Source organism: Weizmannia sp. FSL K6-0777 (assembly GCF_038593185.1).
In the GTDB taxonomy this organism is placed as follows: domain Bacteria; phylum Bacillota; class Bacilli; order Bacillales; family Bacillaceae_C; genus Weizmannia; species Weizmannia faecalis.
Genome location: NZ_CP151971.1, coordinates 2,738,788 through 2,753,882 on the forward strand (window position 1 = coordinate 2,738,788; position 15,095 = coordinate 2,753,882).

At 46.9% G+C, this 15,095-nt stretch carries 13 protein-coding genes, 1 riboswitch and 1 other annotated feature; of the genes, 5 read left to right on the forward strand and 8 right to left on the reverse strand.

Features of this window, described 5'->3' with window-relative positions; genetic code table 11:
* Positions 1-16: 16 nt before the first annotated feature.
* The 3 genes from ilvN to ilvD form a co-directional block, all read right to left on the reverse strand.
* Positions 17-538 (reverse strand): acetolactate synthase small subunit, encoded by a 522-nt coding sequence (ilvN, locus tag NST70_RS13205; RefSeq protein WP_013860312.1) that lies wholly within the window; start codon positions 536-538, stop codon positions 17-19.
* The gene (gene ilvB, locus NST70_RS13210) at positions 535-2,250 is read right to left on the reverse strand and encodes an acetolactate synthase large subunit (protein WP_061086986.1); all 1,716 of its coding nucleotides are present in this window, start codon (positions 2,248-2,250) and stop codon (positions 535-537) included. Before ilvB ends, ilvN begins: the two co-directional genes overlap by 4 nt.
* 349 nt (positions 2,251-2,599) lie before the next feature.
* Positions 2,600-4,300: a dihydroxy-acid dehydratase gene (gene ilvD / locus NST70_RS13215; protein ID WP_342475289.1), complete on the reverse strand. Its 1,701-nt coding sequence runs from the start codon at positions 4,298-4,300 to the stop codon at positions 2,600-2,602.
* 468 nt (positions 4,301-4,768) lie between these two features.
* Positions 4,769-5,010: a binding site (T-box leader), on the forward strand.
* Between the two features lie 57 nt (positions 5,011-5,067).
* Here ilvD and brnQ point away from each other — a divergent pair.
* Positions 5,068-6,414 (forward strand): branched-chain amino acid transport system II carrier protein, encoded by a 1,347-nt coding sequence (gene brnQ / locus NST70_RS13220; protein WP_258921148.1) that lies wholly within the window; start codon positions 5,068-5,070, stop codon positions 6,412-6,414.
* Between the two features lie 220 nt (positions 6,415-6,634).
* On the opposite strand, the gene NST70_RS13225 is transcribed toward brnQ, so the two are convergent.
* Together NST70_RS13225 and NST70_RS13230 are read right to left on the reverse strand one after the other, a co-directional pair.
* The gene (locus NST70_RS13225; RefSeq protein WP_342475290.1) at positions 6,635-7,492 is read right to left on the reverse strand and encodes an STAS domain-containing protein; all 858 of its coding nucleotides are present in this window, start codon (positions 7,490-7,492) and stop codon (positions 6,635-6,637) included.
* A 432-nt stretch (positions 7,493-7,924) separates the two neighbouring features.
* Positions 7,925-9,184 carry a hypothetical protein gene (locus tag NST70_RS13230; protein ID WP_342475292.1) on the reverse strand — a complete coding sequence of 420 codons (1,260 nt, stop codon included), beginning with the start codon at positions 9,182-9,184 and terminating at the stop codon, positions 7,925-7,927.
* Positions 9,185-9,400: 216 nt separating this feature from the next.
* On the opposite strand from NST70_RS13230, the gene NST70_RS13235 reads away from it, so the two are divergent.
* Positions 9,401-9,604 (forward strand): hypothetical protein, encoded by a 204-nt coding sequence (locus NST70_RS13235; protein ID WP_026684372.1) that lies wholly within the window; start codon positions 9,401-9,403, stop codon positions 9,602-9,604.
* Here the strand turns inward: NST70_RS13235 and NST70_RS13240 are convergent.
* The gene (locus tag NST70_RS13240; protein WP_014095882.1) at positions 9,599-10,717 is read right to left on the reverse strand and encodes an RNA-guided endonuclease TnpB family protein; all 1,119 of its coding nucleotides are present in this window, start codon (positions 10,715-10,717) and stop codon (positions 9,599-9,601) included. The genes NST70_RS13235 and NST70_RS13240 overlap by 6 nt on opposite strands.
* 87 nt (positions 10,718-10,804) lie before the next feature.
* Between NST70_RS13240 and NST70_RS13245 the strand changes: the two genes are divergently transcribed.
* Together NST70_RS13245 and NST70_RS13250 are read left to right on the forward strand one after the other, a co-directional pair.
* The gene (locus NST70_RS13245) at positions 10,805-10,945 is read left to right on the forward strand and encodes a ribbon-helix-helix protein, CopG family (RefSeq protein WP_003352379.1); all 141 of its coding nucleotides are present in this window, start codon (positions 10,805-10,807) and stop codon (positions 10,943-10,945) included.
* A gap of 74 nt (positions 10,946-11,019) precedes the next feature.
* Complete coding sequence (locus tag NST70_RS13250) at positions 11,020-11,415, forward strand: hypothetical protein (protein WP_017550132.1); 396 nt, start codon at positions 11,020-11,022, stop codon at positions 11,413-11,415.
* Positions 11,416-11,437: 22 nt separating this feature from the next.
* Here the strand turns inward: NST70_RS13250 and NST70_RS13255 are convergent, their stop codons facing one another.
* Complete coding sequence (locus NST70_RS13255; protein WP_014097308.1) at positions 11,438-12,073, reverse strand: Bax inhibitor-1/YccA family protein; 636 nt, start codon at positions 12,071-12,073, stop codon at positions 11,438-11,440.
* A 150-nt stretch (positions 12,074-12,223) separates the two neighbouring features.
* A riboswitch (SAM riboswitch) is annotated at positions 12,224-12,327 on the forward strand.
* Positions 12,328-12,467: 140 nt separating this feature from the next.
* Between NST70_RS13255 and NST70_RS13260 the strand changes: the two genes are divergently transcribed.
* A complete protein-coding gene (locus NST70_RS13260; protein ID WP_035183803.1) occupies positions 12,468-13,571 on the forward strand; it encodes a 5-methyltetrahydropteroyltriglutamate--homocysteine S-methyltransferase in 1,104 nt (367 codons plus the stop codon).
* A 120-nt stretch (positions 13,572-13,691) separates the two neighbouring features.
* On the opposite strand, the gene NST70_RS13265 is transcribed toward NST70_RS13260, so the two are convergent.
* On the reverse strand, positions 13,692-14,927 hold the full coding sequence (locus NST70_RS13265; RefSeq protein WP_014097306.1) for an OFA family MFS transporter: 1,236 nt from the start codon (positions 14,925-14,927) through the stop codon (positions 13,692-13,694).
* Positions 14,928-15,095 lie beyond the last annotated feature (168 nt).

Sequence of the window (15,095 nt, forward strand, 5' to 3'; positions counted from 1 at the left end):
TTTAAGTTTAAGATTTTTATTTTAATAGAGAATAAGAGCTTAAATCGGTTACTTGTTTTTGCGAGCCGCGCAGAAATGCGGTCATCCCGGTACGGACCATTTCTTTAATGCCGTACGGTTTAAGCAGGTCAACGAGCGCCTCCACCTTGTCGCTGTCACCGGTTACCTGGATGGTGACAGATTCCCTGCTGACATCTATGATGGAGGCACGGAACGGTTCGACAAGCCCGCCAATTTCGCTTCTCGTCTGCGGTGTGCTCAATACTTTAATCAAGGCAAGTTCCCGTGAGACGATCGCCTGGCCTGTGATGTCCTGGACTTTGATCACATCGATCAGCTTGTTCAGCTGTTTTGTCAGCTGCTCTGCCTGCCTGTCGTCTTCAACATTGACGACAATGGTCATGCGCGAGATGCCTTCCGTTTCAGTGCGTCCGACCGTAATGCTGTCAATATTAAACTGCCGCTTTGCGAGGACGCCGGTAATTTTATTCAGCACCCCGCTCTGGTTTAAAACAGTGGCTACAACAATCCGCTTCATGGCTTCACCCCCATCATTTCATGCAGCCCCTTGCCCGGCGCGACCATCGGGAACACAGCTTCAAGCCTTTTCACGCGGCAGTCGACAACGACAGGCCCGTCATCCTCGAAAACAGTTTTCAGCACCTTGTCGAGTTCTTCATTGTTCGTTGCGCGGCAGCCTCTGATGCCGTAGCTTTCTGCAAGTTTGACAAAGTCGGGCTGCACCGGGATCGTCGAATAGGAATAGCGTTCTTCGTAGAAAGATTCCTGCCACTGCCGTACCATACCGAGATACTGGTTATTCACAATAAATATTTTGAGCGGCAGATTTAACTCTTTTACAACGGCAAGTTCCTGTAATGTCATCTGGAAGCCGCCGTCGCCGCTGATCGAAACCACCAGTTGGTCCGGATATGCGATTTGCGCGCCGATCGCCGCCGGAAACCCGAATCCCATCGTGCCGAGCCCGCCGGATGTAATCCACTTGTGCGGCTTTTCAAACCCGTAATACTGTGCCGCCCACATCTGGTGCTGGCCGACATCCGTCGAAATGATCGCATCCCCGTTTGTGTAATGATGGATTCTTTGAATGACATGCTGCGGGGACAATTGCTCACCATCATCTTCGTACCAAAGCGGGAAATTTTCGGCGTATTTTTTTAAATGGCGGACCCATTCATCCGTGCCGGCATTTTGCAAATCTTCCGAACAAATCTTCTGCAAGGCTTCCTTTGCATCTGCCACGATCGGGATATCGGTTTTGACATTTTTTCCGATTTCAGCCGGGTCGATATCAATATGGACAACCATTGCATTCGGGGCAAAGTGGGCTAAGTTGCCTGTCAGACGATCATCAAACCGGGCCCCGATATTAATGAGCAGATCGCATTCGCAAATGGCCATATTTGCCGCATACGTTCCATGCATGCCGCCCATGCCGAGAAAAAGCGGGTGACGGAACGGAAAACTGCCAAGGCCGAGCAGCGTGTTTACGACCGGGATCTGGCACTTTTCCGCAAACTTGAGTAAAAGATCAGACGCCTTTGCATGGAGGATTCCGGCGCCTGCCAATATGACCGGTTTTTCGGAATAAGAGACAGCTTCCACAAGCTTTTTAATCTGGAGCGGATTCGGGCTTGTATTCGGCTGGTAACCGGGCAGATATACTTCCCGGCTTTCTCCCATTTCCACCGTGCCCTGCTGGATATCTTTCGGGATATCGACCACCACCGGTCCGGGCCGGCCGGATTTTGCAATATGAAAAGCTTCTTTGACGACCCGCGGCAAATCCCGCAAATCCCTTACCTGGTAATTGTGCTTGGTAATCGGAGCCGTCATGCCGATGACATCGGCTTCCTGGAACGCGTCCGAGCCGATGACGGAAGTGCCGACCTGGCCGGTAAAGACGACGAGCGGAAGCGAATCCATCATCGCATCGGCAATCCCGGTAATCAGGTTGGTTGCCCCGGGGCCCGAAGTCGCAATAACGACACCCGGTTTTCCGCTAACGCGCGCATAACCTTCTGCCGCGTGAATGGCCCCCTGCTCATGACGGGCCAGGATATGCCTTATCGGCTGGTTGTAAAGGGCATCGTAAATCGGTAAAACCGCACCCCCTGGATAGCCGAACATGACGTCGACCCCTTCCCGCACCAATAACTGGACAAGCGCCTCAGCACCCGTACATTCTGCTGTTTTCACATTGCCATCCATTCTTGCTTTCGCACACACGATTTAACCTCCTATTCTGATTTGCGCAGGCTTCTTGATTTATCCCAATAAAAAATGCCTTTTTCTCCTTGAAAACGGCAAAAGGAACAATCGTTTTTGCCGGTTTTGCAGGGATGAAAAGGCATCTTTTCATGGTACCACCCAACTTCACGGCGTTCTCACAAACGCCGCCTCATGCAGCATCGTTTACAAAATGCTGCTTTTGGTAACGGGTCCTCCGCTTCATGCGGCTGACCCGGCAAGTCCTAGTAGGCAAAACCGTTCAGACTTGCACTCAGAGGCGATGTCGTGACCGGGGTATTTACCGGGCTCCCAGCATCCCCGGCTCTCTGAAAAATACCTGATCCGATCACTTTGTCCTCGTCAACGTTTTTTGCGGTAATCCGATTTTTAAAACCCCGCCTGTATTCGCGGAAGTCACGAGTGCGGAATATCTTGCCAGGTAGCCGTTTGTGATTTTCGGCTCCGGCTGCACCCAATTTTGTTTTCTCCTTTGCAATTCTTCATTCGGAACATGGAGCTCAATCCTTCTGTTGATTAAATCAATCGTAATGCGGTCGCCGTTTTCAACAAGTGCGATCGGCCCGCCTTCCGCCGCTTCCGGTGAAATATGGCCGACGCAGATGCCGCGGGTTGCGCCGGAAAATCTGCCGTCCGTAATCAAGGCAACGGTTTTGCCAAGCCCCCGGCCCATAATGGAGGATGTTGGCGCGAGCATTTCCGGCATGCCCGGCCCGCCTTTTGGCCCTTCATAACGGATCACGACGACATGCCCTTCACGGACAAGGCCGCTGTCAATCCCTTTTTGAGCCTCTTCCTGGGACTCGAATACAATGGCCTCACCGGTAAAGGTGTGAATATCCGAATCGACCGCTCCCACTTTGATCACGGCACCGTCCGGGGCAATGTTGCCATACAGGATGGACAAACCGCCGACCGGGCTGTAAGGATTTTCTTTCGGCCTGATCACTTCAGGATTGCGGATTTCCGCATTTTTCACATTTTCATAGATGCTTTTGCCGGTGATCGTCAGCCGGCCGGGGTGAATCGCCCCCTTAATCTTGCAAAGTTCATGGACAATTGCGCTGATTCCGCCTGCAAGGTGGACGTCGTGCATCGAGTAATCCGACGCCGGCATAATTTTTGCAAGATACGGGACTCTTTCCGCCACCTTGTTAATCCGTTCCAAATCGTAGTCAATTCCCGCTTCCCGGGCAATTGCCAGCGTATGCAGCACGGTATTGGTTGAACCGCCCATCGCCATATCAAGCGCGAAAGCATCATCAATCGCTTCTTCTGTGACAATATCGCGCGGCCGGATATCATTTTTGATACAGTTCATTAAATGACCGACGGCTTCCCGGATAATGCGGTGCCGTTCCTCCGACGTGGCAACGATGGTGGCGTTGCCGGGCGGCGTCAGGCCAAGCATTTCCATTAATGAATTCATCGAGTTTGCCGTAAACATGCCTGAACACGATCCGCATGTCGGGCAAGCGCTCGTTTCCAGCATTTTCAGCTCTTCATAACTGATTTTTCCGGATTTATGGGCACCGACGCCTTCAAATACCGATGTAAGGGACAACTGTTTTCCATCCGGCGCCATACCGGCTTCCATCGGCCCCCCGGAAACAAAGACCGCCGGCACATTTGTCCTCACGGCTGCCATCAGCATGCCAGGGGTGATCTTGTCACAGTTTGGAATGTAAAAGACCCCGTCAAACCAGTGGGCGTTGATGACCGTTTCGGCACTGTCGGCAATCAATTCGCGGCTCGGAAGCGAATACCGCATGCCGATATGCCCCATCGCAATGCCGTCATCCACCCCGATCGTATTAAATTCAAACGGGACACCGCCCGCTTCCCTGATGGCTTCTTTTACCACTTCCGCAAACTTATTGAGGTGTTTGTGCCCCGGGATAATATCAATATAGGAATTGCACACCCCGATGAAAGGCTTATCGAAATCTTCCGTTTTCAGCCCTGCTGCATATAAAAGGCTTCGGTGCGGGGCACGGTCGATCCCTTTTTTGATCATGTCACTTCGCATTCCATCACTCCCATTCTATTGCCTGCGGGGTATTTCTTATGCCCGGTGAAAATCCGGATTTTTAAATATCCGCCCGAGAGAATTTTTTATATTCTTTAATTGTTGTCAATCATACGATTTTTGGCCGCCGAGGTCAACCCTTTTCTGTCAACTTTTTTGACAATTTTGATTTGAGAATCTATTTGGAAACGCTTTCATTATTGATTTCATCGACTTTTTCCTTTTTCATTTTTTGAATTGCCCGGGGTTGGCCCCTGACTTCTTTCGTTTCATCTGCTTGCCGCTTTTTCAGATAGCTCTTGTATTGGGCCGGCTTTTGGCTTCTGTTCTTTCTTATCCCATTTCAGCAATTGATTTTTGCGGCTTCTGTCCTTTTTGATGGCAGGGACGGGGCTAAAAAATTTTCTGGGAGAGATGTTGACAGATGAAATGTTCAGTGATAATCTTATTTTCAAATAATATAAAAAACAAAAGTCGAGGACGGGAAGAGTAAGTTTGGATCTTGTTCCCCAGAGAGTTGGCATATTGCTGAAAGCCAATGTTCAAGGCCATTCCGAAGATCATCCCCGAGATGCAAAGCTGAAGTTTACAGTAGGCTTTGACGGCGATTCCCCCGTTAAGAAAGGAACACGTATGTTGGTACGTTGTATGAGGTGCCGCACGCTTTTGTGCGGAATAAGGGTGGTAACGCGAGCAAACTCGTCCCTGTTTCAGGGGCGGGTTTTTTGTTTTTCTCTATATTGCATCGAAAGGAAGCGGACATAGTTATGAAAAGAAACGAAGTATTGTTTATCGGCTTTATGTTGTTTTCCATGTTCTTCGGAGCCGGAAATTTAATTTTCCCTCCTTTTCTCGGCATCCAGTCGGGATCGTCTTACTGGCCGGCAATGGCAGGCTTTATCGTAACGGGGGTCGGGCTGCCGGTTCTCGTTATCGCGGCAGTCTCTTTTGTAGATGGCGGCATCCAGGCGATCGGAAACCGGGTCCATCCGGTTTTCAGTACAGTATTTACCGTGATTGTCTATTTATGTATCGGGCCGTTTTTGGCGATCCCAAGAAATGCAAACGTCGCTTATGAAATGGGGGTTAAACCGTTTCTTTCCGGGTCCGCCCACAGTTCGCCAGTCTCTTTGCTGTTGTTCAGCGCCGTCTTTTTCCTGCTCGTCTATTTGACCAGCCTGAATCCTGACAAAATGTCAAATACGCTCGGGCGCTGGATTACACCGGTATTATTGCTGGCAATGGCTGTCCTTTGCACAGCCGGCTTCTTTAAACTTTCTGGCCGCCCGTTTACGGCACCGGCAGCCGGATACCAGACCGGTTCTTTCTATAAAGGCTTTATTGACGGATACTCCACGATGGATGCGCTCGCTTCCCTGGCGTTTGGCATCGTCATTTTAACAGCGGTCAAACATCGCGGCGTCGCAAACCGGAAACAAATGACGGCCTATACATTAAAAGCCGGGTTGATTGCCGGCGCGATTTTGGCGCTCGTCTATGTCGCACTCGGATTGATCGGCGCAAAAATGGCTGCAAGCGGCACGTTCCAAAACGGCACCGATGTCCTGACGGCAATGTCTTCCCTGCTATTCGGGCAGGCCGGAAAAATGCTGCTCGGTTTTATTTTTATGCTGGCCTGCTTTACAACCGTCGCCGGTTTAACAACAGCGTGCGGGCAATATTTTTCCAATCTGGTGCCGAAATTCAGCTACCATGGCGTTATCATTGCCGTTGCCCTTACCGGCTTTACGCTCTCCAATCTCGGGCTTAATACCATTTTAAAATTTTCCGTCCCGTTTTTGGAAATGGCTTATCCGGTTACGATCGTGCTCGTTGTCCTGACATTTTTCCACGCGGCATTCCGCGGTTCGAAAAAAGTATACGGCTTTGCATTGTTGTTTACGGGCGTGTTTGCTTTAATCGAAGGGCTGAAAGGGTTCGGCGTCCCGCTTGGCTTTATCGGGGCATTCGCCCAAAAACTGCCGCTTGCCTCCGCCAGCCTTGAATGGGTAGTGCCGGCCCTTTGCGGAACGGCCATCGGGCTTTTATTCAGCCGGCTGGAACACCGCACAAAAGAAACACGTGCCGTCCAGGCAAGGGAACAAAGTTTGTAGCGGCCCGGAAAAGCTTCGAGGCGGCCAGCCTGGTCTCGCTTTTCCCGCGGATCGGACCGCAATTCCCCCGGGAGGAACGTATGGGGAATTGCGGGCAAATTTTTCGCCCGGCGCAAAGCCTGTAATCGAATCATAAACGTTTTACGTTTTCAGCCGCAAAAAAAGGCCCCGCCTCCTGGAAAAGTGCGGGGCCTTTTTTATGATTTCTATAATATAACCGTTAATACAGCGTAATTTCCTTGTTTAAATCATCATATTGAATATATTTTTTCAATGCCTGCTGTAATGTCCCTTTTGTTTCTGCTTTATTTTCAAAGGAAAGGCCCCTTGTGACCATCTGCCTTACAATTTCCGGGCGCAGGCCGGTAATGACCACTTTGCATCCCATCATCGAAGTGCCGTCAATCATCTTAAAAATATGGTCGACTACCTCCATCTCTACTTCTGCAATGCCGGAGAAATCCATTATCAACGTTTGGACATGCAGCCGCCCTACCTCAAGCAAAACTTTTTCTTCCAAAATATTGGTGCGGAACATATCAACAGAGCCGATTAACGGCAAAATACAGACGCTCGATGTAATCGGAATGATCGGGACGGACAGGTTTTCCACCAATCTTTTTTGCTGGTCGATCAGCTCATCTTTATAGGTAGAATACCGGATAAAAAAGTGATTTAAAAATTGGTCAATACGGTCATTGATTTTTTTCTCCATGTTAAAAAAGTAGTCCTGGTCCACTTCAATCCCTTTTTCTTCCCCGTACTTTCTCAGAAATACCCATAATGTCCGGCGGATCGCCTGCACCCACTCCAGTTTCAGTCCGAGCGTCAAAGAATGCGTTGCCCAGGCAATCCCTTCCTGGCGGGCAAAAGTGACCAATTCCTCATCCTGCTGTTCGACGACATACGTCACAATTTTAAAGGCATTATTCAACAAATCAATGTTCCCTATTCTTAAAATTTCATCAATTTTATTTTTTACATTTACGGCCTCATTTAATAACTTCTGTTCGAAGCTGTTTCTATTTTTCTTAAGGTATGTGATAATTTCTTCTTGTTCATTTACAATCGATCTCATTATTCCACACCTCATCTATTATGATAAAAGGATGGCTGTTGAAGCGGCGGCCGCCCGCGTTTTTGCGGCCTGTCCGAAGATCAGCCAGGACAGGGAAAATTGGCCCCACCTCTAAAAGAATACCATTCTTATACCCCATACACCAAATAAATTAACATGATGCTATATAAATGAACTTAAATTCCTCCCCAGGACCAGGCGCCAATTTGCATGAGGATGACTTTTTGCAGCAGGCAACAGAGCGGCAATATCATGCATAAGGGGCCATTATTTTCACCCGGGTCTCCGGCCGTGCAAAAAGCGGCCGTGGACAATTTGCACCAGCGTTGCGGGATGGGCGGCTATGCGCGAAAGGGGTCTCCCCTATGGCTTTCCCCATCCGGCCAAGTTTTTCCTTTCCAACCGGCAAAAAGCCGCTCCATCCAAAGCGGATTAAATGGCTGTTTCCCTTTTTTCTCTTGAAACCAATTGCGCGGTCATTTTCCTCCAGGCTGCTTTTGTATCCTGAAAATCGCGGTAATGCTGTTTGACGTTGCGGTGGTACTGCTCGAATTCCTCCAGTACATTCATAAAGTCATCCCGTCCGAAGTAGCGGCAAACTTTCGGAAGCGTCTCTTTCAGCCGGGCACGCACTTCCGCCATTTTTTCTTCATAGTTTTCCCTGTCGGTGATATACACATAAAGCGGCTTGTACCGGATCCAGCCGACACATGCTTTGTAAAAACGCTCCACGACCTGTTTCGTATCCGCTTTAATATAGCTTAAATTGGTCGGCAGCACCCCGAGCAGCAAATGCTGGTAAGCGCCGAATCCGTCATGGAAAGTATAGGCCGGAACGCGCAGCACGGTCCGGTCTGTCAGGCATGTGCCTAAGAAAGTATCCTCGCCCCGTGCATTCGGCGGATTGTAAAACGGCAGCACACGGTCCGGGTCTGTTAAATTCAGCGTCAAATTCGATCCTGAAATAAATTTTGCCCGGTTAATCTCTGGCACTTCTTCCGCCTCATCCTTTACAAGCACACCTGTATCGGCATATGTCACCCCGCCGTTTTTCATCACGGTTTTGATCGTATCCCAATTGACAATATCGTTGCTCAAGGCCTCAATGAGCGTGCGGAAATCTTTTTCTTGCAGGACGTCATTGAAAGAAATGAACGGAATCGGGGAAATGTAGCCGCAATGGTATCCGTTCGTAATATCGGCATTCCGGATATGTTCCAAATGCTTCCGGAGCACTTGCTGCCCCCCCCAGACAGCCGTTTGCCTGCTTTTTGTCACGGCAACCGGATACTCGTCATCATCAAGAAAAATGAGATAATCGATGCCTCTTTTCAACGCCTCATAAACGATGATATTGCGTTTGGACGCGTATCCTTCGCCGAACAAAAGGCCTGCTTCTTTTCTGCTCATGCCCATTTGGGATACGAGTTCTTCGGTTGCTTTACGCGTCTCCTTCTCCCCGACGAAATAAGCCCGGTCAATATCTTCCATGCATTCCGTTTCAATATGTACAAAGTCTTCAGGCTCTGCATTTTCGTAGTGCAAATCATAGGCAACAAACAAATGCAGCTTGATCCTGTCGCTCTCCGTCAGTTCGGATTCCTTCAAGTTATACATATACGTTTTTAAAACGTTTTTAAAACTTTTTCTTCCTGTTGCAAATCCGATGCCCACATTGATTTCCTTTGCCATTTTTTCCCTCTCCTTTTGCATTTCTATTTCCTTATACCCTGTTTGCATGCGAACCGAAACATGGCATAAATTCCCTGGCTTGCGGGTAAACTTCGATTATGTTGCGTGCAATGTTTGAATGAAGATGAAAAAGTGTAAGAAGATAAAAAAAGGATGTGCCCTGTTTTTTCCGGAAGCAGCCGGGGAAAACGGGCACATGAAAAAAGGAGCAGAGCAATGGCTGGGCAAATTCCTAATGAAAAAACGATTGATGATACCATTGATTTGATGAAAGAAGGGTATCTCTACAGTGAACTACCCACCACTTATCAACCTTACGGTTTGATTGAAGTGGGGGCTTCTCGACTTATCGTTGCTTTTACTAGCCAACGAAAACTGACCGAGCTAACCCTCTTGTTCCAAGAGTTTTGTTACTTATGATAACGCTAATAAGCGTAATCCCTCATTTTTGATATTGATTGCTGAATTGTGATCGCGATCTAATACAAAGCCGCAAGAACATTTATATACACGTTCAGATAATGGCATTTCTTTTTCCTTGCCGCAACATGAACACTTCTTAGTGGAGGGAAACCACTTATCAATTTTCACAAGTTGTTTCCCCTGTTCTTTTAGCTTATACGCTAAGAAAGTAGTGAACATCCCCCAGCCGTTATCATGAACGCTTTTCCCAAAGTGAAGGGCTTGAGACATCCCTTTCATGTTCAAGTCCTCAATCACGACAGCATCAAAGTTAGAAGCTAATTCTTTTGACTTATGATGAAGAAAATTCATGCGTTGGTTCGCCACTTTCTCATGTAATTTAGCCACTACTAGTCGTTGCTTGTTCCAACGTGCAGAACCTTTCTTTCTTCGAGAAAGAATTCGTTGTGCTTTTGCTAATTTATCTAAGGCTTGCCGATAGTAACGTGGGTAATTGGCTTTCTTACCCTGTTCACTCTCGACATATAGACCATCCATAGCAAAATCCAAACCAACAACTTTTTGTATTTTAACTGGACGAATATCTTTCTCATATTCTGTCAAAATTGAAATGTAGTACTTGCCTGTCTTTGTTTTAGAAATAGTGCAAGATTTGATTTTATAATCAGCAGGTATCTCTCTATGCTGTTTCATTTTTATTGGCTTTTTGATTTTTGGCAGTTTGATATGACCATTTTCTAGCTTAATATTTCCGTTGACCATATTAGTTGTATAGGATTGTTTTGCTTTACGATTTTTGAACTTTGGAAAATCCGCATTTCCTTCAAAGAAATTCTTATAAGCAGTCTGTAAGTTCATTTGTGCATTTGCCAAAGCTAAAGAATCCACTTCTTTTAGGAATGGAAATTCACTTTTATATTTTGCAGGAGTCGGAAACTTTTGCTTTTTAAGCAATTCTTTATCATCCTTGAACTTTTCATACGTTTCTTTGCGTTCAGCTAACATCTTATTGTAGACAAAGCGAACACAACCAAATGTCTTAGCTAATAATGCGGATTGTTCTTTGTTTGGTAACAAACGAAACTTGAAAGCTTTGTTTTGCTTGGCCATATCAATTCACCTCACTTTGTGCGGAAAAATTTCGTATATATTGATTATATCGTAAAAAATCCGTACAATCAATATGAGGTGATAATCATGAGAGAAGAGAAAGAACGTGTAGAAATTCGTATGCCTAAGACGATATTAGAAAAATTGGAGCAATATCAAAAAGAAAATGGGATTCCAACTAGAACAGCCGCAATCTTAGAATTGTTGAGAAAAGGATTGGAAAAATAACTTTGGCTAAAGCCAACCGAAATTCATCTCCCACCTACTCATTGGTGCGATTCGCACCTTTACATTCCTTGAGGATGGGAGACTTCTTTCGGAAAGCCGTTAAAAACCGGACGGACGATTATCATGCAATTTTGTTCGAAACCCGTCTGCTCGGGCAAAAAGCGGTGTGCATCAGTGGCGAGGAAGCAGTCAAAATGTTTTATGACCCGGAAAAATTCAAACGAAACGGGGCTGTGCCGAAACGTATTCAAAAAACGTTGTTTGGCGAAAATGCGATCCAGACGCTCGATGGAAAAGAGCATCTCCACCGGAAAGCGCTGTTTTTATCGCTGATGGGGCCGGATGCGCAGCAGCATTTGGCACAAATGGTCCGGGCAGCATGGGAAGCGCGCATCCCCGAATGGGAGCAAAAAGACCGTATTGTTTTGTTTGACATCCAACATGTGAAAAAGAAAACGCCTGCCGGTTAATGGCGGGCGTTTTCTTTTTTTCTTAATCGTCGCTTCCCAAAATGCCGAGAATTTGCAAAATGTAAATAAACAGGTTGATAAAATCAAGGTACAGGCTTAAAGCCAGAAGCGGGACCATTTCCTCGGAAATGCCATGGTGCTTCATTTGGTTAAAGTCAAAAACCACATACAGGGAAAAAACAATCGCGCCAATGAAGGAATACGCGAGCATCCCGGTTGAGGTTAGCGGACTAAAAATGCTGAATATTCCGATGAAGATCAATGCCAGCAATGCGACAAGCAATGCGGTGCTTAAAAAGCCAAGATCCCTTTTGGTAACGGCCCCAATGACACCCATCACGGCAAAAATGCCGAACGTGGAACCAAAAGCGAGCAGCACGACTTCAGCACCAGCCTGGGATGCATAATAAGCCACAATCGGATATGTCGTAATGCCGGAAATAAAGGTGAAGGCATAAACGAACATATACCCGACGCTCTTTTTCCTCCTTAACCAGAAAGCGGCAATGACCATTACAATTTCCGCGACCATCAGCGGCATCATGAGCGCAGGCGGAATAAATCTTCCCGTATATAAACCCGCGGTTGCAAACAGCAGTGAAACAGCAAAGACGCCAAGCACTTTCTGGAACACAGGCCTTGATTGTACAGCCTCCATAAAACCCCTCCTTGTTTTTCTTAGTACTATTATATTTTCACATCGCCCCTGATTTCAATCTTTCCGTCCCATTTTAAAAAATAATGCGAGTGCCCTTGACAAAAATGGGCGAAACATTTAAAGTGTATTTAAACCAAATAATATTTAAAATTCTTATCCAGAGAGGTGGAGGGACTGGCCCTTTGAAGCCTCGGCAGCGGTCTTTTTTTAAAGAACTGTGCCAATTCCAGAAAGCAATTGCTTGAAGATAAGAAGAGCGGACGGTTCTATTTTGCAATCCAAACCTCTTCTTATTGCCGAAGAGGTTTTTTTTTGATGGGCCTATGCAGTTAAAAGCAATTTCTTTCTGCGCACAGCAGCTGTTTAAAAAAATATGCAGAAAGAGGGAATCATGATGACAAAAACATTAACAAAAGCGCCGTACAGAGCAGACATTGTCGGAAGTTTTTTGCGCCCGGCCCGGCTGCACGATGCGCGGGAAAAATTTGCAGCGGGCACCATTTCGGCGGAAGACTTGCGTGCAATTGAAAATGAAGAAATCCGCCGGCTTGTCGACAAACAACTTGAAGCCGGCCTTGAAGCAGTAACGGACGGGGAATTCCGGCGAAGATTCTGGCATACGGATTTCATGGAGCATTTGAACGGGGTGGAAGGGTATGTACCGAACCATGGATACCGGTTTGTTGGCATTGAAACAGAAGCTTATGACGTCCGGGTAACCGGAAAAATCTCCTTTAACCCGGACCATCCGCACATAAAAGATTTTATTGCGCTGAAAGAAATCGCCGGGGACAGGGCGATTGCGAAAATGACCATTCCAAGCCCGAATCAGTTTTTCAATGCCGGGATCCGCAATGAAGACATTTACCCGGATCTTGAAGAATACACAAATGATATTATCCAAACTTACCGGGATGCGATCAAAGCTTTTTATGATGCCGGCTGCCGCTACTTACAGCTGGATGATGTCTATCTTGCCGGCCTGTGTGCACCGAAACTGCCGTTTACAGACAGTGACCTCAAGAGGGAAAGATTGATTGATCTCGCTTTACATGTAGCTAACAGCGTACTGGAAGGTAAGCCCGATGACCTGACCATCACAACCCATCTGTGCCGCGGCAACTACCAGTCGAAATGGGCTTTTGAAGGCCCATATGATAAAATTGCCCCGAAAATCTTTGCAAACGAAAAAGTAGACGGGTTTTTCCTTGAATACGACGATGAGCGTTCCGGCGGATTTGAACCGTTAAAATACATTCCGGAAGGCGGACCGAAAGTCGTGCTTGGCATTTTTACATCGAAAAAGGGCGAACTTGAAGATAAGGAACTGATCAAAAAACGAATTCAGGAAGCATCCAGGTATGTACCGCTCGAACAGCTTTGCATCAGCACTCAGTGCGGCTTCTCCTCCACCCACCACGGCAATCTTTTAACAGAAGAACAGCAGTGGGAAAAAGTAAAATATATTGTGGATACCGCAAAGAAAATTTGGGGATAAACCGGAAAAACCCGCTGGGCAGCCAGCGGGTTTTTTATCCGTCAGGACCGTGATTCAAGCACGAATCCCTTTTTCTTTTCATACAAGCTGTTTGTTCATAATTGAAGCGCACAGCCAGCTTTAATGCGAATGCTGGGCACGACCAACACTCCGTCGAACCCCGTGTGTGCGGGCTGCTTCTTCAGCCGGTGATTTAATGAAAAGCGTAATCGCAAAAGAGATCAGGCAGAGAATCGTGATCGCATGGAATGTCGGCATAAAGCCCCCGAGAAGAGAAGCAATGACCGATCCGGATAATGCGCCGATGCCGAACCCTTGGTAAATCACTGAATAATTGGCGCTTTGATTTTTCAGACCGAAGAAGTCTGAAATAATAGCCGGAAATACGGTGACATTTCCGCCGAAACCGAAAGCAATCGCTGCAACACAGATAAAGAACAAGGCGAAATTTAAGTGGGCATAGCTTAAAACGGAAACCGCAATGGCCGTTGCAAGCAGCGTCCCTGATACCACTTTCATTCTTCCAACATGGTCTGATAAACCGCCGAGAATGAGCCGTCCGATTGTGTTAAAAACGGCAATGAGTGCAACTGCATTGCTGGCCGTCGCAACATCCAGCCCGACAAGCCTCGTGCCAATGTCTTTTACAAGGCTGATCAGATACAAACCACTCATACATGCAGTGAAGAATACGATGAATAAAAGGTAAGCTTGTTTCGTTTTGAGCATTTCTTTGATGGTAAAATCTTTTCCGGCCGGTTGTTTGGATACAGTACCGGATGTGGTTGCATTTTCTGCTTCTTTCAAGAGGAAAGATCCGCCGGTGATCATGACAATCGCAATCACTCCCCAGCAAAGGAAAGCCTGTGTGACGCCAAACGAACTGAGGACGGCACCGTTTATAAACTTAAATACCAGGCTGCCAGTCCCGTACGCCCCGACGGAGATGCCTGAAACGAGGCCTTTTTTATCCGGAAACCATTTCATTAAATTGGATAAAGTCGTGATGTAAGCTGTCCCGTCAGCATAACCAACGATAAGCCCTGCCAACAGATAGAGCATCCAAAGTGTAGGTGCAAATGCACTCAAGATTAATCCTGCGCCAAGCAAAATGCCGGAAAAAGCAACCAAGCGGCGCAAACCCCATTTTGCCTGTAATTTTGTGGCAAACAATGTCGATACCGCAAGTGCCAGGCTTAAAATGGAAAATGTCGTCGATACGGCACTCAATTGCCATCCAAATTTATCAACAAGCGGCTGGTTAAACAAACTCCAAGTATAAACCGTCCCAAGCCCCATTTGCACAATCATCGTCCCCAATACAATCAGGCTGCGGTTTGCTTTTTGTTCTAACATGTCCGGTTCCTCCCGTTTCTTCTGTCCTTTTCTACAGCTCAAATTATAGTACGAAAATAAGGAGGGAACGCATTTTCGGAACGAGAATGCTTTAAAAAGGAATAAACGGTATACAAAAAGGAATGGACGGCATAGGATCAACCGCTTCCTGAAACTTTCGCGCTATAT